We start from the raw sequence: 22,414 nt of genomic DNA on the forward strand, positions 1-22,414 counted from the left end.
GTGTTAATCAGGGAAATCGTCAGTGATATGTCATATTCAGTGCGTGTTGTACCACTGACGATGCAGGTTTAATCGGCTTCTTCGCCTAAAAATCCGCCGCTTTGATGTGACCACAGTCGCGCATACAGGCCACCTTGTTCTAGCAGGCTTTGATGGTCGCCTTGCTCAACAATTCGCCCTTGGTCGAGTACGATCAAGCGATCCATCGCCGCAATGGTGGATAAACGATGGGCAATCGCCACCACCGTTTTGCCTTCCATTAAGCGGTATAAGCTGGTTTGGATCGCCGCTTCCACTTCAGAGTCGAGCGCGCTGGTGGCTTCATCGAGCAATAAAATCGGCGCGTCTTTAAGCATTACGCGGGCAATGGCAATTCTTTGGCGCTGCCCACCCGAGAGTTTGACGCCGCGCTCGCCCACATGCGCGTCATAGCCGGTACGGCCGGCTGGATCGCTTAAGTTCAGAATAAATTCATGCGCTTCGGCGCGTTTGGCGGCGGCAATCATCTCGTCATCTGTCGCGTCTGGGCGGCCGTATAAGATATTCTCGCGCACCGAGCGATGTAGGAGCGACGTGTCTTGCGTCACCATGCCAATGTGCGCACGTAAGCTGTCTTGCGCTACCTTGGCGATGTTTTGGCCGTCAATCGTAATGTGTCCAGACTGAAGGTCGTAAAAGCGCAGTAATAGATTCACTATCGTCGATTTGCCTGCCCCTGAACGACCGACTAAGCCAATTTTTTCGCCGGCGCGAATTTGTAGCGATAGCTGCTTGAGTAGCAAGCGATGCTCGTCGTAGCCAAAATCAACGTGGGCAAATTGGATTTCACCGCGTGATACAGTCAGCTGGGTAGCGTTAGCTGCGTCGTTGACTTCGTGCGGCGTGGTTAGCGTGTTGATGCCGTCTTGTACCGTGCCAATATGCTCAAATAGCGCGGCGATTTCCCACATAATCCATTGCGACATGCCGTTTAAGCGCAGTGCCATCGCCAATGAGGCCGCCACCGCGCCCGCGCTCACTTGACCATGGCTCCATAAATACAAAGCAGTGCCGGCGCTGGCAATAATCAAACACACGCTTAAGGTGTGATTGACCACCTCAAAACAACTGACTAAACGCATTTGACCATGCACGGTGTGCATAAATTCTTGCATCGCGCTGCGGGCAAACGCTGCTTCGCGGCGACCGTGCGAAAACAGCTTCACCGTTGCAATATTGGTGTAGGCATCAGTAATGCGGCCGGTCATGAGCGAGCGAGCATCGGCTTGGTTTTGTGCCGCCTTACCTAAGCGCGGAACAAAATAAAACATCGCGCCAATATACAGCAGCATCCACGACAGCAGCGGCACTAATAACCACAGATCAAAACTGCCAGCGACAGCCAGCATGGTGAAAAAATAAATCGCCACAAACACCATAATGTCGGTGACGATAAACACCGTTTCGCGCACCGCTAATGCGGTTTGCATGACTTTGGCCGAAACGCGCCCGGCAAATTCATCCTGATAAAACCGCATACTTTGACTGAGCATTTGCCGGTGAAAGTTCCAGCGCAGCAGCATCGGGAAATTGCCGGCTAAGGCTTGATGTTTCAGTAATGTTTGCAGGCCAACCAGCAGCGGGCTCAGTAATAACACGCCCGCAATCAGGCTCAGACGAAAATGCTCTTGCACCCAGAGTTGACTCGGTTCGACATGCGCCAACCAATCAACAATATGCCCCAGCAAACTATACAAAATGGCTTCAAAAGAGCCAATGATCGCGGTGCACAGCATCATGCCAAAAATCAGTGGCCGTAGCCCTTTTGTACAGCGCCATATAAATGATTTGAAATTATGGGGTAAGGTTTTGTTTTGCTGTTCTGGGTAGGGGTGAACTATATTTTCAAAAAGTCGAAACACTGAGAGTTAGCCTTGCTGACATTCGGATTAATAGATTGTACCGAATCTGACGCAAGCAGCGCGGGCTATTGTCAGTTATCATGCCTTTTTTATGCGGTTTGAGTGGAAGGATGTTGCGCCACAGATGCCCAGTTATTTCGGCCAAGCCGATTCAATTCGTTGTATGAGGGTGTGCCAGATGGATAGAAATGATTTACTCATTGCGACACGCTCGGTATTTTTGGCCCAATTTAATCAAAGAGTGCCGATGGTGCTGGCCCATTCGATTGGGCAATTATTTAATCAGGCCGATCGAGCCAGCTCAATGCTGGAGCAGCGGCGTTTGTTGGCGGCACGGCAATTGATCATGAGCCACGATCAAAAACTTGAGCAGCAATTATCGCGTCAGATTGAGCAATTATTGCATCGCAGCTTTCAAACCGCGTATAGCCATTTTCGACCGTCGTTTACCGAGGGACTCAATGCCACTTTGTCTTTGGTGGAGTCGGCGTCGTTTGAAGAAGAATTACATATTGATCAAATTACTCTGCGTTTTCGGCAAGAGGCCGAAGAAGCTATTCGTGATTTAAATATTCGAATTGCTTTATTGCTAGAGCAAGACGTGATTAAAGAGCGAGAAAATCCATTTCGCACTTATATTATTTCGCGCAGTTTTGCCAGTGCTTTAGAAGAAACGGTGGCCGAAACGGGGAGCGACAATGAATTAATTCCCGTGTTGTTGGCGCAACTCACCACGTCAATGTGCCCGCATATTGCGCCGTTGTATGCGGCATTAAATGAGCTGCTGGCCCAGCATGGCATTGCGGCGCAATTGCAATTGAAGGTCAGAAAACAAAGTGAGCCAGCGGCATTCGCTGCGGACAATCTGCTGGATCTACCGGATGAATCGCCCTCGGTATTCACGCCCGACGCGCAACACAGCGCAGCCGCATCGGGAGGCCGTGAGCCGCCGCGTGCCGCGTCACCGGCTCGTTCATCGGCGGCTTCATCAGTCGGTTCATCAGCAGGTCCGGTAGGCGCAGCGCCTTGGGGCGCGCGCTCGGAAGATCAATTTTTGGACTTTGTGCAATCTAGACCGTCTGCTTCGCAGGCTTTATCGCAAGGTGCTGCGCCAGCGAGTGCACCCAATGCTATGGCGGGTATGGGGTCTGGTGATTCTGGCGGCTCTGGCATGGTGGATTTGGCGGCGGCGCCGTTCATGGCGTCCAGTGCAGAGGCCCGCGCCAGCATGGCGCGGGCACCGTCATGGCTGAGTCATATTGGGCAAGTGGGTCGAAGTATTCAGCAATTTTTTAGTGGCCACAGCCTGCATCAAGGCGCGCAGGGGCAAGGCCCGGTGTGGGACGACGCCGCATCGCTGGAATTACGTTCGGTGAGTGCGCCGCTGAGCCAATCACTACAAAGTTTGATTGCAGTTGCCACCCCAACGGCCGACGCCATGTGGCGTGGCGACGGCCAATTGCGTAATTTGATTTTAGAGCAGCGCCAACAATTGGGTGCCAGCACCAGCGACGTCAATGAGGCGATGACCATTGATGTGGTCGCCATGTTGTTTGAATTTATTTTGCGGGATGAAAAAGTACCGGCCGAAGTGCGTGCCCAGCTGGGTCGTTTGCAGTTTTTGGTGTTAAAAATTGCGCTGCAAGATCCAAATCTATTTGCCAGAAAAAACCACCCAGCGCGCATGTTGGTCAATCGGATTGGCTCGATTTCTCTGGGGATGCAGCAAAACAGTGAAAGCGCTGCTCGGGTGAATGCCGAAATTTGCCGGATTGTGGCGATTATTTTGGCCGATGAAAGCGAAGATTTGGGCTTGTTTGTACAAATGCTCGACACGCTGGATGCGTGGGTGGCCAATGAATTGGCGCATTGCGAAAAAATGGCCAGCAGTGCGTCGCAAGTACTCGATTCTGCCAAACAGCGCACATTACATTTTGCCCGCATTACCGCGATGATCTCCGACGCCTTGTCGCCTTACACCATCGAGCCGTATTTATATGATTTTTTGGTGACGACATGGGCGCGGGTGATTGAATTGGCTGGGCGCGAAGCGCCGCATAAAGCAACACAGTATCGTTTATTGGTGCCCGATTTGATTTGGAGCTTGGCGCCTAAAGTTGATCGCGATGAATGCAAGATTTTATTGGGTTTGATTCCAACCATGATTACTACCTTGCGCGAAGGGGTGTTAACGCTCAATTGGACTGCCGAACAATTGCAAGAATTAAACTTGCATTTGGTGGATGCGCATCGCTTGGCGATGCGTGTTGGTTCTAGCCCGAGTCAGTTGTTGAATGCGGCACCGCCGCCTTTATCGGTGATGCATGAGGCTTTTGCACCGTTTGTTGACGCGGTGCAGACCCATACGGCCTCAGAGCTTGAAGCGGTGGTGTTAAATCCGCTGTTTGTTCAAGCCGAGATTGATGCTTTGGAAGAAAAACTCAATTTAATTGATCAATTGATTGAGGCGGAATTAGGGCCGCAAACATCGGCCGAAGTTGTGGTTGATGATGTTGATTTGATGGCCTGTTTAAGCCATGGCGTGGGCGTTGAGATTAATTTTGATGGCAGCGCGCGGATCGCGCAATTGAGTTGGCAAGCGCAGCATTCCGATGCGATTGTGTTGACTTGGCCCGACCAATCCGCACCAGCGGTATTGAGTTTGCGGGCGTTTCGCCGGTTATTTGCGCGTGATCGCGTGCGCTTTTTAGAGCAAGCGCCGCTGTTTGATCGAGCCATGAACCAATTACTGGCCTCGGCCGAGCAAGTGGCCAGTACCGAAGCTGCATTGCCAAACATGGCAATGGCTTAAATCAACCCAAACATGGCAATGGCCCAAACCCAAATCCAATCCCAATCCCAAGCATGGGTAGTCTCGCTGGTGCTGGCCTTAGTATTGGCGCAGCGTGACGTGCCGATTGCGGTTAAGACCTACTTTGCGACCTTTTCTGGCAACTGAAGTCAGCTTAACAAGGTAGAATAAGCCTTGCTTCTTACTTCGGTGCCCGCATGTCCAGCCGCTTGCATATCTACCAGTCCAATCGCCTTGAAAATCTGTTCGAATTATTACAAGCGCTGTATGGCGTCGCCTTGAGCGATCCGTTTGCTAGCGAAAAAATCATTGTCTCCAGTAAAGGCATGGAGCGTTGGCTGCGGTTTAAATTGGCCGATCGCGTCGGGATTTGCGCCGGGATCGACTTTCAGCTGCCGGCCAGTTTTGTCTGGTCTTTGCTCAAAGACGCATTGCCGCATTTACAAGCTGATTCGCCATATAGCGCTAGCCCGCTGGCTTGGCGCTTATTTGGCGTATTGCCAACATCGGGCGCCCGCGCCGCTAGCCCGATTGTGGCGGCGTATTTGGATGAAGGCGATGCGCGGCGGCAAATGGCGTTGGCGGGTAAATTGGCCGATGTGTTCGATCAGTATTTGGTGTTTCGCAGTCATTGGATTGCGGCGTGGGAAGCGGGGCAGTTGGTGGGCTTGGGCCCCGATGAAGCGTGGCAGGCGACGTTGTGGCGTGAAGTCAAAGCCAGTATCGACGCCGATTTTGGCGTAATGCCGCATCGTGCCGATATGTTTGTGCAGCTATTTAATGCGTGGCAAAACGAGGGTCCGAGCCGGTTGCCTGAGCGCATTACCGTGTTTGGCGTGGCCGGCATGCCGCCGGCGTATATCGACGTGCTGGGTGCGTTGGCCGAACACATCGACGTGAATTTATTTCTACTTAATCCCTGCCGCGAAGAATGGGGGGCGATTGTCAGCGCCCAAGTGATTGCGCGCCGCCAATTAGAACGCGATCAAGAAGATTTGTATCTCGACATTGGTCATCCGCTGTTGGCGTCTATGGGCAAAGCCGGGCGTGATTTTTATCGCGCGGTAACGGAGGCTTTTCCGTGGAGCGGTGGTGGTGAGCAGTGGTTGTTTTACGACCCGCTCGAGCACATTGCCACCCCCAGCTTATTGCAAACGCTGCAATCGGACGTGCTCAATCTATTCAATCGCGACACGCATAACGCCCAAGTGGTGGCAAAGAACGATCGTTCACTGACGTTTCATAACGCACATAGCGCGATGCGTGAAGTGGAAATCTTGCACGATGAAATCACCGCCATGCTGGTCAATGACGACAGTTTATTGGCCTCCGAAATTGCTGTGTTGCTGCCCGACATGGGGCCGTATGCGCCGCTGATCGAGGCGGTTTTTGGCGGTGCTAAAGCCTCGGGCGCGCCCAATATTCCGTTTAATATCGCCGACTTAACCACGCAGCAAGAATGCCCAGCGGTCGATGTATTAATGCAGTTATTGCAATTGCCGGAAAGCCGCTGCAAAGCCGATGAAATGTATGGCTTACTGGAAACGCCGCAAGTGGCGGCGCGCTTTGACATCAGTAGCGATCAATTGCTAACGATTCGGCATTGGATTGCGGCCGTCGGCATCCGCTGGGGCTTAGATGCGGCGCATCGCGCTGAGTTTGATTTGTCCGATATGGGTGCAGCCAATACCTGGCAGCTGGGTTTGGATCGATTGCTATTGGGACTGACTTTGCCCAATGCTTTAGCTGGCGACGCGGTGCCGCTATGGGGTGAGGCTTCGTTTGCTGAGGTCTCTTCTGGAGAGGAATTGTCTGAAGAGGGATTGTCTGAATGGACCGCGCTAGCGCCGTGGGATGATTTAGAAGGCTCGCAAGCGAGCTTATTGGCTAAATTAACGCGCTTTGTCGCCGCCATCGCCCAATGGCGCAGCGCACTGGCCGCACCGCGCACGCTGCTTGAATGGCGAGATGATATTTTATTGCTGCTTGAGGAATTTATTGTATTTGACGAGCACGACGAAGCTGAGCTCAAGCTGGCCGATGCGATTCGTTCGACCTTGGCCGATTTGGCGCAAGAATCGCAATTGGCCGGTTTGGTCGATGCTGTGCCGCGCGAGGTGGTTGCCGATTGGCTGCAACATCGGTTTGAAAACAGCAGCCGAGGCTCGGGCTTTATGTCGCGTGGGGTGACGTTTTGTACCATGGTGCCGATGCGCGGTTTGCCGTTTCGCGTGGTGGCGGTGTTGGGTTTGAATGAAAATGATTTTCCGCGTAATCCGCCCACGGCGGGGTTTGATTTAATTGCCCAACATCCGCGTTTAGGCGATCGCTCGCGTCGACTGGATGATCGGTATTTATTTTTAGATTTGATATTGGCGGCACGAGAAAAACTCTATTTGTCGTGGGTTGGGCGCAGCTTAAAAGACGACGCGCATTTTCCGCCTTCGGTCTTAGTGAGCGATGTGCTCGATTGTGTGGCGCAGGGGTTTTTTCTGGAAGGCGATGTCCACGCCAGTATTGAGCAACGCCGCGCGCAGCTATTGCAGCATTTAACCCGTGAGTATCCGCTGCAACCCTTTAGTCTGCAAAACTTTGCTGGCCATACCCCGGATCAAGCAGCGAACGCCATGGCGTCATTTAATCCGCTGTGGCGCAGCGCCGCCGAGCAAATTGCCCGAGCGGCGCGCCATTCTGTAGGGCTGGCGGAAGGCGACTCTGGCGCGAACGAGACCGCCGCGAGTGATGGCACCGTGAGCGAGGCCTATCCGCCCTTTGAGATGCCCACCAGTTTACGTTGGGATGAATTGGCGCAATGCTTGGCCAAGCCCGCGGCGTATTTTTTGCGGCACCGCGCGCATTTGTTTTTTCAAAATGACGCCAATGATGGCCACCTTGAAGACGATGAAGCTTTTGACTTAAAAGATTTTCGTGATTACGCCGTGCGCGAATTGGGCTTGAGGTATGGGCTTGAAGCGCATGATTTAGTATTTGCTCGGGGCAATACCCCGTTGGGTGCGCCGGGCAATCTCTTGGTTGATGAGCAATTGTTTGCCGCTTGCGCGCTGCTCGAAGCCTTGCCACGCTATCAAAGTAGCCCGGTATTGCCGCCGCAAATGGTGCAGCTCAATATCCCATTAACCGCTTGTCCTGCGGTGCAAATCACCGGCTGGTTGGATGCCTGTTATGCCGAGGGGCGGATCGTTTTAAAAAGCCAAATTTATCCGCGCGATGTGTTTCGCGCTTGGGTGGAGCATTTGGCATTGTGCGCCATGCAGCCCAGTGGCATGCAAACGGTGACGCGGTGGTTGTCACCGGAGCGGGTGTTGTACTTCGCGGCGATTGCGCCAGCGCAGGCGATGCTGCATTTGAGCGAGGTGTTGGCTTTGTATCAAGCGGCAATGCATGCGCCTTTGGTGTTTTTCCCGCATAGCGCCTTGGCTTGGGGTAAGGCGGCGGACAGTGATGCGGCGGACGATGACGCCACGCAGGCTATACGTTGGGCGGCGCTGATTAAACGTTGGTTGCCGAGTTTTAATGCCGATGGCGAGTGGCAAGAAGTGCAAAATCAATTGCTTTGGCCGCAAGATCCTTTGCAAATGTCGAGCGCCACAGCGGCGCAATGTATCCATTGGGCGGAGCGTATTGTTTTGCCGATGTTGGCGGTAGTGAAAGACCGCAGCTTGCACCTCGATTTTGCCAGTTTGCTCACAGGAGACCCAGCATGATGCCCGCGAGTAATGACAACCTTGTGTTATCGCCCAATGTCCCCGCCAAGGCAGCGAGTGTGTCGCCGATTTTTTCTCCCTTAATGGTGCACGATGTGCCGCTGGGGGGGCGAGTGCTGATTGAAGCGTCGGCCGGTACCGGCAAAACTTTTAATATCACTGGCCTGTATGCCCGCTTGATTTTAGGGGCGGGTATATCGCCAGACGAACCGGCCTATAACGCAGCCAAGGGATTACTCCCTGAGCGTATCTTGGTGGTGACGTTTACCAAGGCGGCAACGGCCGAGCTCAAAGATCGGATTCGTTTACGTTTGGCGCAATTAACGCAGACCTTTGTGGAGCAGATGCCGGTGATGGTGGGCGACGCACCAGAGCCTTTTTGTGCTGAGGTGTGGGCGCGGGTGATGGCCGAAGGTTTAGATCCCGATCCTTTATTGCGGCAATTGCGCTTGGCGCTGGCGACGCTCGATTGCGCGGCGATTTCAACGATTCATAGTTTTTGCCAGCGTTTATTGACTGAGCAAGCGTTTGAGGCGGGCTTTGATTTTGATCGGCAATTATTAGAAGACGAAAGCGAATTACTCGCCGAGATTGCCCATGATTTTTGGCGTAGTCAGGTGTATGCCGCTGATGCGGCGTGGGTGGCGTATTTACGCGAGCAAAAAATCGACGTGCCGTATTTAGAGCAATTGGCTGGCCAAGTCAAAAGCCTAGATCCGGCGTATTTCTTGCCTTTGCCTGCTTTGCCGTCGGCCACGTATCGGGACGAGCGCGCCGCGCAATATGCCGTGCAATGGCAGCAATGCCAGCATTGGTGGGATCAAGGCGAAATTGCCGCATTGCTACTGAATGCCCAAGCGGGTGGGGTTTTTTCTGGTACGTACAAGCTCAGTGATGAAAAGTGGCAAGGCTGGCTGGCGGCCACGCATCGATTGCTGCAAAGCACCACGCCGAGCGTGGCGTTATTTAAAGATTGGGAAAAATTTAGTCAAAGTCATTTACTAAAAATGACTAAAAAAGAATTTAAACCCGTTGCGCCGCAGCATGAGTTTTTTGCCGCCGCCGAGGCTTTATTGGCCAATGCCGACAGTATGGCGGCTGATTTGGCTTTGCAACTGAAATACTGGCGCTTGGATTTTGCCCGTTATGTGCGTGAGCAATTGGCGTTACGCAAAGCGCACAGCGGTAAAATGTCGTTTGACGACAGTATTACTTGCTTAGCTGCGGCGCTCGATGATCCGATTCGGGCCCAAAACTTGGTTGCAAAGGTCAGCCAAAAATACCGTGCGGCCTTGGTTGATGAGTTTCAAGATACCGATCCTTTGCAATTTAAAATTATTGATCGCTTGTTTGGCCAAGCGTTAAGCGACGGCAGTACGCCGCCGTTTTTTATGGTGGGCGATCCGAAGCAAGCCATTTACGCTTTTCGCGGCGCCGACGTGTACGCCTATTTGGGCGCGCGTGGGCAGGCTAAAGCGTGTTATTCGATTGAGACTAATTTTCGCTCTGACGCGCCGATTGTTGAATTTGTGAACGCGCTATTTGCGCCCAAAGATGCTTTTGTTGAGCAACAAATTAGTCATCCGACCATTGCCGCCAAGCAAAGTGGCGATTCCAAATGGCAATGCGCTGATGATCGCGGCGCGGTGCATGCGTTTGTGTTTGATGGATTAAATCCGGACACCGCCGAAAAAATGCTGTTGGCGGCAACCGCCGATGAAATCGCGGGCTTACTCAATGCCGCGAGCCAAGGCAAGGCCACGCTAAGTGGCGGCGCTTTAAGTCCAAAAGATATCGCGGTGTTGGTGCCAAGTCATCGACAAGCGCACGCCATGCGGCACGCTTTGGCCGCGCGCGGCGTGGCGTCGGTGATGCAAACCCGAGAAAGCGTGTTTGCTTCGAGTGAGGCGCAAGGCTTGTGCGCGATGCTGGCAGCGATTGAAGCGCCGGCGCAAACCAGCTTGTTGCGCCATGCTTTGGTCAGCTCGGTCATGGGTTTGAGCGTGGCGCAATTAATGGCCTTGCAATTGGATGATGCCGCTTGGCAGTCCGAGGTGGAAAACCTGCAAAGCTGGCGTGATGAATGGCGCAAATTTGGCTTTATGCCGATGTTTCGGCGCTGGTTGGTCGAGGCCGATATTACCAGCCGTGTCTTAAAGCAAGACGGTGGCGAGCGGCGCTTGACCAATTTATTGCATGTGGCGGAGTTGGTGCAGCATGAATCCAGATCACGCCCCAATCCGGCTTTATTGCTGGCGTGGCTTGAGCGACAAATTGCTGAGCCCAATCAGGGCGCCGAAAGCCAGCAGATGCGCTTAGAAAGCGACGCCGATCGCGTGCGTTTGGTGACGATTCATGCGTCTAAAGGTTTGGAATATCCGATTGTGTTTTGCCCGTTTGCATGGAAAGGCAAGGGGGAATTGGTGCGTAATCCACAGTGGGTGTCGTTCCACCAGCCCAATGCCGGACATGCGCTGCAAATTGACGTCGGCACCGCGCAACTGGAAGAACATCTGGCGCAAGCCGAGCATGAGGCGTATGCCGAGCAAATTCGTTTATTGTATGTGGCCGTCACTCGCGCCAAGCATCGCTTGTATTTGGCGTATCCGGCGTTTGAAAAACTGGCTTGGCAGTCGCTAGCGGGGCTGAAAAACGCACCGCTGACGCATTTATTGCGCACTGAAACGGGCGAGCCGATCGGTCAACAGCTTAAATCGCTCACGCCATCGCTGCTGAGTAGCGCCTTTGCTCGTTTGGGGGCGGTGACGGTGAGTGACTTGCCTGAGCCGACGCGCTACAGCGGCGTTGATTATGCCTTGCCTGATTTGCAGCTGACGCCGCGCTCCAAACGATTTGATTTTGCACCGTGGAGTTTGGCCGCGCCGTGGCGCTTGGCGAGTTTTACTTCGCTGACGCGCAGCCACGCGAGCGAGGCGCTGGCCGAAATCGGCACCGATTACGACGCCGATGGTGTGCAAGTGCAGCGCTTTGAAAGTGAGGCGTTGACGACGCAAATGCGCTTTTGTTTTGCGCGCGGTAGTCGCGCGGGGACTACCTTGCATGCGGTGTTGGAGCATACCGATTTTAGCCGCGCCAATGCCGCTGAGTTGGCACAAGCCGTAACGCAAGCGATGCAAAAATCAGGTCTGCCGATTCGCGATGATGCTGCACCGCAAGTCGCCGCTTGGTTATTGGAGGTATTGGCCGCGCCCATCACGCTTGAGAAGGGTGTGCTGCGCTTAAATCAATTGGCCCAGCGCCAGCGTTTAAATGAATGGTCTTTTTTATTGGGGTGTAAGTCGGTCGATATTGCGGCTTTTTGCCGTGTATTGGCGCAAGCCGAGTTTGGCGTTGAACCGCGCTTTATTGCCGCCGCGCAGCGCTTAAAACCCGAGAAATTCGTTGGTTATTTAAATGGTTTTGTTGATTTGATTTTCTTTTGGCAAGGGCAGTATTTTATTGCCGATTATAAATCCAACTTTTTGGGTGACCGCTTGAGCGATTACGATCAAGGCGCTTTGCGCGAGGTGATGAGCGACTCGCATTATTACTTGCAGTATTTGCTGTATAGCTGCGCTTGGCACCGGCATATGTTGGCGCGCTTGGGGGATGGCTATGATTATGAGCGTGATTTTGGTGGGGTGTTGTATTTGTTCATTCGGGGTATGTCGTTAGAAGCAAATGATTGTGGAGTCTGGCGGGATAAACCCCCTTTAAAACTGATTGAGGCACTCAATCGCGCTTTAGGTGAAGGAGTGGCGCAATGATCAATACCTTCACAACGACACTGCCGCCAATCGCCAACGAGACCAACACCGGTGAAAAAATCGACGTTGAAAAAATTGATTTTTCTAGCGCACTGCTGGATTTACTCCGCCGCAAGAATCCTAACGCCCCTGTCGACTTACTGGGACTGGTCACGCAATTGGCCAAGGCCAGTGAGCGCGGCGATGTCTGCGTTGATATTCCAGCGCAAACAGACTTAGCCGCATGGTTGGCCAGTGGTTTGGTGGGTGAGGCGGGTGATTTTATGCCCCTGATTGCCTCGCATCAGCGGCTGTATTTAGCGCGGTATCATGCGTATGAGTCGCGATTAGCGGCGCAATTGCGTGCCATGGCACTCGATGCACCACCCGCTCCTGATGAAGCGGCATTGGCTGCGCATGTACAGACATTTTTTGCCGAAAGCCATGAAAACCCCGATTGGCAAAAAATCGCCGTCACCGCCGCGCTGCATCAGCGTTTAAGTATTGTCAGCGGCGGTCCGGGTACGGGTAAAACCACCACCTTGATTAAGTTATTGACCTTGCTGCAAATCAGTAGCGATCGCGTGCTCAATATTGCGCTGGCCGCGCCAACCGGTAAGGCGGCGATGCGCATGCAAGCGGCAATTAGTCAGGGTAAGCAAGATTTAGCCAAAAAAGGCTTGTTGAGTGCGGCGTTGGCGGCGCAAATCCCTGATCAAGCCACGACTTTGCATCGCTTGCTGGGTAGCCAATTTAATTCGGTGCAGTTTCGCCATCATGCTGCGCGCCCCTTGGTGCTGGATGTGCTGGTGCTGGACGAAGCGTCGATGATTGATTTGGCGCTGATGAGTAAATTAGTCGATGCTTTGCCGCCGCAGGCTCGCTTGATTTTATTGGGTGATAAAGATCAACTCGCTTCGGTTGAAGCCGGTGCCGTGATGGGGGATTTATGCGAGGAAAGTGGCTTTTCACCGGACTTTGCCGCTAAATTGTCGCGTTTAACGGGGCAGGTGGTTGAACCGAGCTTTTCGGCGTCGGCCATTGGCGAACATGTGCTGACTTTGCATAAAAGCTATCGTTTTTCCGGTGTGATTGGCGAATTGGCGCGGGCGATCAATGCCGGCGATTTACGTAAAATTAGTGCGTTGTTGTTGCCTGCAACTCGCCAGCCGGCGACGCCCGCAGGGGATGAGGCCTTGATTTGGTATCCGAGTAATCCAGCGGCGAGCGGCCAAGACTTATCCGCGCCATTGCTGGCGGGCTATGCGCCATTTTTTGCTGCGGTAGCTGCCAAGGCGTCACCAAGTGATGTGTTTGCTGCGTTTGACGCGTTTCGTGTGCTAAGCCCGGTGCGCCAAGGTGCAGCCAGTGTGGCAAGGGTGAATCATTTAATTGAAGCGCAGTTGGTCAAACAAGGTTTAAGAATGAATGACCAAGTCTGGTATGCCGGTCGGCCGGTGCTGGTGCCGCAAAATCTTTACGACTTAGCGTTGTATAACGGCGATATTGGCCTGACGTTGGCGGATGAACACGGCAAGCTTTGGGTGCATTTCCCCGCGAGTGATGGCGGTACGCGCAAAGTTGCCCCTGCGCGCTTGCCAGCGGTGGAAACCGCATTTGCGATGACGGTGCATAAATCGCAAGGTTCAGAGTTTGCGCACGTATTATTGCTGTTGCCCAGTCCAAATGATGGCGGCAACCGTGTTTTAAGTCGGGAGCTGGTTTACACCGCCATTACGCGCGCGCGCCAGCAAGTGAGTTTGTGGGGTGAGGAAAGCATCATTACTAGCGCCAGCCGCAAAGGCATTACGCGGCAATCGGGTTTGGCGCAGCGCTTGCTGACTTAATTGACTATTGCGGCGTTGGGCACGAATCATCAAATTACCAATTAAACAATTAAACAAAAATTTGCCGATGTGATGTGGTGCTCGCTTGCGGTGTTTGGTAGTCGATTTGATGTGCGTCTAAAGCCGCTAAGCAGCCTATTTCTTGAATTACCCAGCTCATCTCGGCGGCGACGGGCGCAGTAATGCGCAGGGTTTCGCCACTTAGCGGGTGTTTAAACTGCATTTGAGTGCATGCCAATAGCAGGCGATTTACCCCAAAGGCTTGGGCAAAGGCCCGATTGTGCCGTCCTTTACCATAAGTGGTGTCGCCAATAATCGGGTGGCTTAGGTGTTTGAGGTGACGGCGAATTTGATGCCGACGGCCTGTGATTGGCTCGAGCGTGACGACGGCATAACGGCTGCTGGGGTATTTGTCCACGGTCCATGGCAGCTCGACACTGGCAATGCGCCGATAGTCGGTTTGGCTGGCTTGCGCGGCTTTTTCAACGATCCCGCCAAACACTTCAGCGTCGTCTTTACGGATTTCTAGCGGATGATCGATTTGGCCTTGCTCGTCCGGCCAGCCGCGCACCACGGCTAAATAATTTTTTGTTACTTGCCGTTCGGCAAACTGCATCGACAGCGCGCGGGCGCTGTCTGAATTGAGGCCAAACAATAAAACCCCCGAGGTGGCTTTGTCCAAGCGATGTGCCGGGAAAACATGCTGGCCAATTTGATCGCGCAAAAGTTGCACCGCAAAGCGCGTTTCGTAAGCGTCTAAGCTGCTGCGGTGAACCAATAAATCACTCGGTTTGTGAATGGCAACGAGCTGTTCGTCTTGGTACAAAATGGGGAGCATGGCGTTGCTTTGTAACGAGGAGTGGGAAAAGAGTCGACGTTTATGACGAACGACGTCAGTATATGCTAATGTAATGGATGTCTGTTTGTGGTTTAGGTGCGTTTATGTCGATGGTTCAGCAATTGCCGCATTATATTTGTGGTCATCATCATCCGCTTGAGGCGTATCAGCAAGCCGATGATCATTCGCAAACTTTGTGTTGGTCGGCAATGACGTTGCCTTGTCCGCACTGTTGCGCGCAAAGCGTACAAACTTTAGATTTGAACCCACAAGTTTACGTGAATTTACAGCAATTATCACCCAGCATGGCCGCCTTTGTGATTGAAGTGAGCGAGGTAAGCCAGCCTTTAGACGGTGTTTTGTCGCTCACCGGTTATGTGCAGCGTGCCGCGTCGATGGATGAGTTGCACCCCGGTGGTGACATTTTTGACGTGCCAAATGCGGTTTGGCGTAAAGAATACTGGTTTGATAATGACACTGAGCCCATGCACGTCGTGGCTTTACTCCGGCATTTAAAGCAAGAAATGCGCTGGCTAGAAACGTATTTGCCGCAAGGCGTGCGCGCGATTCATTTTGCTGATTTTGTCGGCTCGGCTTAATCGTTATTGGTCTGGTCGTTATTAGCGTAATAACAATAAAGCCCCAACGTGTGTTTGGGCTTTATTGTTTTAGGCTGGCTTTTGGGTTCGCGCTGATTGCAAACCATCATCCGTCCAAACCATTAAGCAAATAGATTATGCCAAGTGGCTTGCACCGATTGCAGGTCAGGTTCAAGTGGCGCAATCATTGCTGCCGTGAGCGGCGTACCATTTAGGCGGTTGATGTGCTGCAAGCGGCGTAGTGCGCGGTAGGCGATGCGGGCGTGCTCAGCCGCGTGACTGCTGATTAAACCATGCTGGGCGGCGGTGTCGAGTAAGGCGATATTGCCCAGATTGGCGGTGAGCGCCGGAATGGTGGCTGAATACGCCAAAATCAAAAATTGCATAATGAATTCAACATCCACAATCCCGCCACGTAAATGCTTGACGTCCACGGCGCTGGCCGGATGGGTTTCAAGGATTTTTTCACGCATTTTTTTGACTTCGGCTTTGAGCGAATCAATGTCACGTTCAAGGCAAATCACCGCATTGCGAATCAGCGTGAATTTTTGGCCGATTGCGACATCCCCAGCGCAATAGCGGGCGCGGGTGAGGGCTTGATGCTCCCAAACCCACGCTGAATTGCGCTGATATTGCTCGAAAGCATCAATACTGGAAACCAGTAGTCCCGATGTGCCATTGGGGCGTAAGCGTAAGTCAATATCGTAGAGCTGACCGGCCGAGGTCATGCTGGTGAGCCAGTTGACCACCCGTTTGGCAAAGCGCGCGTAGATCTCGCCCGCGTTGGGGTGCTCGTCCTCGTATAAAAACACCAGATCTAAGTCCGACGCGTAGCCCAATTCTTTACCCCCTAATTTGCCGTAGCCAATGATGGCAAATTGCGGTGTGTCGCGGTGGGTATTGGGCATTTCGCGCCAGACTTCTTCGATGGCCACCGATAAAATTAGGTCGGCTAAATCAGACAAATGATCCGATAGCGTTTCTAACGGCAATAAGTCGGCCAAGTCTTGCGAGACTAAGCGAAAAATCTGCGTGTGTTGAAAGTGCCGTAAGCAATCCATCTTGGCTTCGGTGTCGTCTTTGAGTTGGCGAATCTCTTGCCTGAGCTGTTCGCCCAATTTGCCCCAGTCGGGGACTTGATGTAGTAAGCGCGAATCGAGTAGTTCATCGAGCAAGATCGGGTGGCGAGTGAGGTATTCAGACACCCAAGGGCTGGCGCTATATAGTGATGCAAGCCGTTTTAACGCCTGTGGATGCTCTGCCAGTAGCGCCAAATAAGATTCTCTACGACCAATGGCTTCGAGTAAGTCAAGTAAGCGCGTGAGGGTAATGTCGGGATTGCTCACTTGGGCGGAGATGGTAATGAGTGACGGTAAGATCGCGTCTAGCCGTTGTCGGCAGCGATCGGGCATTTGCCGGTATTTGCTGCTGTCGTGTAAAGCATTGAGTCGACGTTGGATTTCGAGCGGTTTTGCAAAGCCCAGCGCGCTCAATCGGCTGGTGTCTTCGTCTAGGTATTGGTCGATGTGTGTTTCGGTGTCGTTACTATTGAGTGCGCTGTGCTCAGGTAGCGCAAAAATTTGTTCAAATTGCGCCGTGACTTGCGCGCGGTGCATGTCGAGCGTGGTTTTGAACTGTACCCAATCGCCAACGCCTTGCTTGGCAAATCCCATGCTCAGTGCCAGTCGCGCTTGGTCGTCGCTTTGTGTGGGCAGCATTTGGGTCTGCGCATCGTCTAAATACATAATTCGATGCTCGACATTGCGTAAAAACACATACGCCGCTTGTAGCTGGCTGACGATGTCCGCAGGTAGCGTGCCTTGCTGTTCCAGCTCGTTGAGGATGACTTGCGTTGGTCTTTGTTGTAATGCCTTGGTACGCCCGCCGCGGATCAGCTGGAATACTTGGCCGATAAATTCAATTTCGCGAATGCCGCCGGGGCCCAATTTGACGTTTTCAAAACGATCTTTACGCGCTACTTCACGGCGGATTTGGCTGTGCAGCTCTCGCATAGAGTGATACGCGCCGTAATCGAGGTATTTTCGATAAATAAACGGCGTGACTAAGCTCATTAAGCCGGCGGCGTCGCCACTTAAAGCGCGGCCTTTAATCCACGCGTATCGCTCCCACTCACGCCCTTGGGTGAGTAAGTAGTTTTCTAAAGCCGCAAAGCTAGTGGCCAAGGGGCCTGAGTCGCCAAAGGGGCGCAAACGCATGTCGACTCGAAATACAAACCCATCTGCTGTGGTGTCGCCAATAATGCGAATCAGTTTTTTGCCAATTTGCGCGAAGTACTCGTGATTACTGATGGGCTTAGTGCCATTGGTTTGGCCGTCTTCGGGATAGACAAAGATTAAATCAATGTCGGAAGAGACATTGAGCTCACGACCACCCAATTTACCCATGCCGACAATAATCAGTTCTTGCACCGTGCCGCTGTCTTCGCCAATCGGCAGGCCAATGCGCTCGGTGGCTTGGCTGACAAATTGCAAAGCATGGCTGAGCGCCACTTCGGCTAAGTCGCTGGTGGTGATGACCACTTCATTTAAGTCGGAGAGATGGTTGATTTCGCGGGTGATCAAACGGGCCATGACCGCTTGGCGCAAGCTGCGTAATTGTTGGCTGAGCTGCTCTTCTGTTTGCGGTGCGGGCAGTTGATCGAGCATCGCTTGGCGGCTAAAGGGCTGATCGAGGTGTAGCGTGGTGATCTCGATGAGTTGCGGATGGCGAACAAACAGATTGGTGAGGTAACGGCTATGTTGGCGTGCGGCGACAATGGCGGGATGAATGGAGGTGGTATCGGTCATAGGATCACTTTTAGGCAAATTCGCAAATTTGTATCGGGCGCTATGGGCTTATTGCTTGATATGGGCGACTTAAGGCTGCGTCTAGTGTGATGCGGGGCATAGACGGCGGCAAATCTTTACGAGAAATGCCGAGCGAAGCGAAATGCCGCTTTGGAATCAGGGTAAAATAGCGTTCTTGTGCGTAACCCTAGCATAGCCGAGCCTGTTTGGGCGCTTTCCCCTTTTTGAATTTGGACGTTTTTTAGTGCGCCGCATCAAACTTGCTTTATTTTCTCTTTCGCATAGCCTCTTTCGATGGCTAAAGCGTCTTGCGTTGGCTTTCTTGTTGTTGTTGCTGATTGTGGCGAGTGCTTGGCAGTTTTGGTTTATGCCACGACTGAATGAGTATCGGCCTTGGTTGATGACCCAGTTGACGCAGGCCACGGGTGTGCCGGTGTCTATCGGTCAAGTCAGTGGCAGCTGGCAAGCCGGGCGTCCTCAATTGATGGTGCGTGATTTTGCTGTGGGTAAAAATCGCCAAGTGCCCGATCTGCACTTCGCGGCGCTCAGTGCCATTTTGTCGATGCGTTCTTTGTTTTTAGGGCGAATTCAATTTCAAAAAATTGTGCTGCAATCGCCCTTGCTCGATATTAGTCGCTCTGTGGATGGGCGTTGGTGGATGGGGGGTGTGGTATTAAGCCAACATAGTGAAGCATCGAACGACGCGAGTATGCTCAATTGGCTATTGGCGCAAAATGAAATTGTGATTGAACAAGGGCAACTCCGCTTTAGCGATGCGCTGGGTCAATATCCCAGTTTACTGCTGAGTCAGGTGGATTTTTCTACCGATCAATTTTTAGGGACGCATCGCTTTGATTTGGCTTTAACACCGCCGGCCAGCGTGGGACCACGCATTCAATTGCAAGGACGCTTGAAAGGCGCTGATGTGGGGCAGTGGCAGCAATGGTCTGGTTGGCTCAAATTGCAATTGCCTGAAAGTAATCTCATCCAGTTTATGCCGTGGCTGAATGCCTTAATGCCTAAAGCCTTGCAACTTCAGCGTGGCGTAGGGCATTTAAATTTGCGCGTCGATTTGGCGCAAGGCCAGTTGCAGTCGGTCGAGGCCGATTTGGGCGCGCGCGATTGGCAAATGCGCGATCTAGATACGGGGACTCTGTATCAGCTGCCAAAGCTTGATGCCGTTGTCTTCTGGTCAGATACCCCCAAGGGCAAAACTTTAAAAATCAATGGTCGGCAAATTGTCTCGCCGTCTGGGGTGCTCTGTACCGCGTGTAATTTGACCTATAGCCAAACCAAGGCCGAGTCTGCTTTGCAGTTAAAGCAATGGCAGTTGGCGGGTTTAAATGCGTATTTGCCCTTATTAAAACCCTATTGGGCGCAATGGGGAGTGCCGCAATGGGGTGAGCAAGCCGCTCAAGTCGACGGGCTCATTCAAGCGGCGCAATTGAGTTGGCAAGGCTCATTGCCTACGCCAAAGGCATTGGCCGGGCGTTTTGATGTGCAAGCGCTGGTGCTGCGCCATGCGGATTTGAATCTTGGTCCGCTTAATCTGATCGGGCAGTGGCAAGACCAAGGCGGGCGGCTTGATGTGCAGGGGCGAAATACTGAATTTAATTATCCGGCGCAGTTTGTCGATCCGATGGTGCTCAACGAGCTCAGTACTCGTATAGAGTGGCAAAAAACGGCGCAAAACTGGCGTTTTGACGTGCAGGATTTTTCAATCATGAATCCGGCGATTCAGTTGAAATTAAATGCTCGCTACCAAGGGCCTAGTTCTGGCTTGGGGTCGGTGAATCTGTCGGGTGAAATTGCGCATCTTGCCGCCAATCAAGCGTATCGCTATTTGCCGCGCATTTTGGGCGACGATGTGCTGGATTGGCTGCGGCAGTCATTGTTGGCGGGTGACGCCAGTCAAGGCCGAATTGTTTGGCAGGGTGATGTGGCGGGGTTCCCATATCATAAAGGCTCGGCCGATGAGGCAAGAGGAAAGTTTGCCATTGATGCCAAAGCGGCGGATGTTACGCTGAACTATGTGCCAGGTTGGCCGGTGATTGAGCATATCAATGGTGATTTGGCGTTTGAAGGCTTGGCCATGACCATTAACGCATCGGCTGGCGAAATTTCAAAAACTCGTTTAAGTGGTGTGAGCGTTGAAATTCCGAATCTGGAGCAAGACCAGCATATTTTGGTCAGCGGTCAGGCGAGCGGGCGTACGCATGACTTTTTGTCTTTTGTCGCCAATAGTCCGGTAAAAGACAGTACCCAAGGTTTTTTAGATACCTTGGAAGCCGAGGGCGATGGCACGCTGGATTTAAAGCTCGATATGCCCATGATGCAGATTGACGACACGAAGGTGAGTGGTCGTTATCGGTTTAAGCACAATCAATTGCGCTTTGGCGGCGCGATTCCGGTACTCAATGCCGCCACTGGCGAGGTTGAGTTTTCTGAGTCGGCGATTAAAGTGCCGTATGCGCAGGCCAAAGCGCTGGGCGGTACGGTTAAATTATTGGGCTCGAACGATGTCAATGGCGCGTTGGTGCTGAATTTAACCGGTGACGCAGCAATGGGGCAGATTGCGACGGCCTATTTACCGGCGCTGCAAACGCAGATTTCGGGGCAAAGTCAGTATCAAGCGCAGCTTAGAGTCGCACCTCAGCAATTTGATTTGTCGGTCAGTAGCGATTTACAGGGCGCTAAAGTGAATCTGCCTGCGCCCTTGGGGAAAAATGCCGCGCAAACCCGCGCGCTGTCGGTCAAGGCCAGTGGCGGCGCGTTAAATCATCAATTGACTTTTTCTTTGGGTAATTTGTTATTTGGCAAAATGCAAAGTCAGCAAGCCGATGTGGCGAGCGAGCCTAAAGTGCAGATGGTGATTGGTTTAGGCAATGAAGTTCGCCCACTGCCCGAAAGCGGTGTCGTGGTCACGGGCAGTTGGCCGAAAATTGGCGTGGAGGAATGGTTGGACTTTGTTGAAAAAATGCCGTCCTCAGCGCATGTGACTGCTCGTGGCGCAGGCAGTAATGGTTTGCCGCCGTTGGTGGTGAAAGATTTAAGCTTTAAACAAGTGAATGCATGGGGTCGTTTGTTGAATGGCGTGACCCTCAGTGCTAAGCCTGTGGCGCAGAGTTGGCAATTGGATTTGGAGAGTAAAGAGCTGGCCGGAAAAATCAACTGGCACGCGGCTAATCGCCAGCTTAATGCAAAATTGAGCAAATTATGGCTGCCTTTTGCGACGGAGCAAGTCACTCATCGTCCGCTGCTGGCGCCGGTTCAAAGCAATAGTACGGTGGATGCGCCCAATGCTTGGCCGCAGCTTAATTTAGACGTTGCCGACTTACGCTATGAAAAAATCGAACTCGGTCATTTAAGTGTGATGGCTGCACCGCAAGGCGCGGCACTCAATATTGAACAATTACAACTCAAAAATAACGACGGTGATTTGAATTTAAACGGGGTTTGGTCGCAAAAAGACGGTAAGAACGTCACGCAAGGGCAGGTGCAACTGACTTCGTCGAATCTAGGCCGTTTATTGACGCGCTTTGGTTACCCGGAAGCGATGACGATGGCCCCGCTCAATTTTGGCGGCAATGTTCAATGGCAAGGCCCGCCTTGGTCGCCCAAACTCAATTCAATGCAAGGGCAGTTTAAAATTGACGTTGGCGCGGGGCAGTTTTTAAAAATTGATCCGGGCGCAGGACGGTTTTTAACGGTACTGAATTTGCAGGCGATTCCGCGGCGTTTAAAACTCGATTTTGAAGATTTAATTTCACAAGGCTTTGGCTTTGATCGAATCACCGGGGACGCCACGATGAATCAGGGCGTGGCCAAAACTAAAAACCTGACGATTGATGCGCCATCGGCCAAAGTGCGGTTTAAAGGCGACGCCAATTTTGTCGCTGGGACGCAAGATATTGTGGTGCGTATTGTGCCGGCCGTGGGTGATGCGGTGGCTTTGGGCGTGGCAGCGATTAATCCGATTGCCGGTTTGGCGACCTTTGCCGCGCAGCGCTTGTTTGATCAAAATCCACTAGGCGAATTGGTCGCCTTTGAATATCAAATCAGCGGCTCGATGCGTGATCCGCAGGTGAAAAAATTAAATTAATGGGTATGTCTTGGTAGACAACGTTCAGCCTGTCTTT

The 22,414-nt window shown here is 52.6% G+C and carries 9 protein-coding genes; 6 read left to right on the forward strand and 3 right to left on the reverse strand.

Features of this window, described 5'->3' with window-relative positions:
* Nucleotides 1-68 precede the first annotated feature (68 nt).
* Complete coding sequence (locus LG219_RS00945) at nucleotides 69-1,901, reverse strand: ABC transporter ATP-binding protein (protein WP_226762679.1); 1,833 nt, start codon at nucleotides 1,899-1,901, stop codon at nucleotides 69-71.
* Nucleotides 1,902-2,079: 178 nt separating this feature from the next.
* Here LG219_RS00945 and LG219_RS00950 point away from each other — a divergent pair, with 178 nt between their 5' ends.
* The 4 genes from LG219_RS00950 to recD all read left to right on the forward strand — a co-directional run bounded on the left by LG219_RS00950 (nucleotide 2,080) and on the right by recD (nucleotide 14,031).
* Complete coding sequence (locus LG219_RS00950) at nucleotides 2,080-4,713, forward strand: DUF1631 family protein (RefSeq protein WP_226762680.1); 2,634 nt, start codon at nucleotides 2,080-2,082, stop codon at nucleotides 4,711-4,713.
* Nucleotides 4,714-4,910: 197 nt separating this feature from the next.
* Nucleotides 4,911-8,438 (forward strand): exodeoxyribonuclease V subunit gamma, encoded by a 3,528-nt coding sequence (recC, locus tag LG219_RS00955; protein WP_226762681.1) that lies wholly within the window; start codon nucleotides 4,911-4,913, stop codon nucleotides 8,436-8,438.
* Nucleotides 8,435-12,205 (forward strand): exodeoxyribonuclease V subunit beta, encoded by a 3,771-nt coding sequence (gene recB / locus LG219_RS00960; protein ID WP_226762682.1) that lies wholly within the window; start codon nucleotides 8,435-8,437, stop codon nucleotides 12,203-12,205. Before recC ends, recB begins: the two co-directional genes overlap by 4 nt.
* Nucleotides 12,202-14,031, forward strand: coding sequence for an exodeoxyribonuclease V subunit alpha (recD, locus tag LG219_RS00965; protein WP_226762683.1), 1,830 nt, complete (start codon nucleotides 12,202-12,204; stop codon nucleotides 14,029-14,031). Before recB ends, recD begins: the two co-directional genes overlap by 4 nt.
* Nucleotides 14,032-14,080: 49 nt before the next feature.
* On the opposite strand, the gene LG219_RS00970 is transcribed toward recD, so the two are convergent.
* Nucleotides 14,081-14,869 (reverse strand): pseudouridine synthase, encoded by a 789-nt coding sequence (locus LG219_RS00970; RefSeq protein ID WP_226762684.1) that lies wholly within the window; start codon nucleotides 14,867-14,869, stop codon nucleotides 14,081-14,083.
* Between the two features lie 104 nt (nucleotides 14,870-14,973).
* Here LG219_RS00970 and LG219_RS00975 point away from each other — a divergent pair, with 104 nt between their 5' ends.
* Nucleotides 14,974-15,468 (forward strand): hypothetical protein, encoded by a 495-nt coding sequence (locus tag LG219_RS00975; protein WP_226762685.1) that lies wholly within the window; start codon nucleotides 14,974-14,976, stop codon nucleotides 15,466-15,468.
* A gap of 122 nt (nucleotides 15,469-15,590) precedes the next feature.
* On the opposite strand, the gene glnE is transcribed toward LG219_RS00975, so the two are convergent.
* Nucleotides 15,591-18,275 carry a bifunctional [glutamate--ammonia ligase]-adenylyl-L-tyrosine phosphorylase/[glutamate--ammonia-ligase] adenylyltransferase gene (gene glnE, locus LG219_RS00980; RefSeq protein WP_226762686.1) on the reverse strand — a complete coding sequence of 895 codons (2,685 nt, stop codon included), beginning with the start codon at nucleotides 18,273-18,275 and terminating at the stop codon, nucleotides 15,591-15,593.
* Nucleotides 18,276-18,519: 244 nt separating this feature from the next.
* Here glnE and LG219_RS00985 point away from each other — a divergent pair, with 244 nt between their 5' ends.
* Nucleotides 18,520-22,377 carry a YhdP family protein gene (locus LG219_RS00985; protein WP_226762687.1) on the forward strand — a complete coding sequence of 1,286 codons (3,858 nt, stop codon included), beginning with the start codon at nucleotides 18,520-18,522 and terminating at the stop codon, nucleotides 22,375-22,377.
* The last annotated feature ends 37 nt before the right edge of the window (nucleotides 22,378-22,414 follow it).

It is taken from the genome of Deefgea salmonis (assembly GCF_020531905.1).
In the GTDB taxonomy this organism is placed as follows: Bacteria; Pseudomonadota; Gammaproteobacteria; order Burkholderiales; family Chitinibacteraceae; genus Deefgea; species Deefgea salmonis.

Bases quoted from the DNA above. Each gene is read 5' to 3' on its own strand.
- LG219_RS00950 (WP_226762680.1), top strand. From the start codon at position 2,080: ATGGATAGAAATGATTTACTCATTGCGACACGCTCGGTATTTTTGGCC.
- recB (WP_226762682.1), top strand. From the start codon at position 8,435: ATGATGCCCGCGAGTAATGACAACCTTGTGTTATCGCCCAATGTCCCC.
- glnE (WP_226762686.1), bottom strand. From the start codon at position 18,275: ATGACCGATACCACCTCCATTCATCCCGCCATTGTCGCCGCACGCCAA.
- LG219_RS00970 (WP_226762684.1), bottom strand. From the start codon at position 14,869: ATGCTCCCCATTTTGTACCAAGACGAACAGCTCGTTGCCATTCACAAA.
- recD (WP_226762683.1), top strand. From the start codon at position 12,202: ATGATCAATACCTTCACAACGACACTGCCGCCAATCGCCAACGAGACC.
- LG219_RS00975 (WP_226762685.1), top strand. From the start codon at position 14,974: ATGTCGATGGTTCAGCAATTGCCGCATTATATTTGTGGTCATCATCAT.
- recC (WP_226762681.1), top strand. From the start codon at position 4,911: ATGTCCAGCCGCTTGCATATCTACCAGTCCAATCGCCTTGAAAATCTG.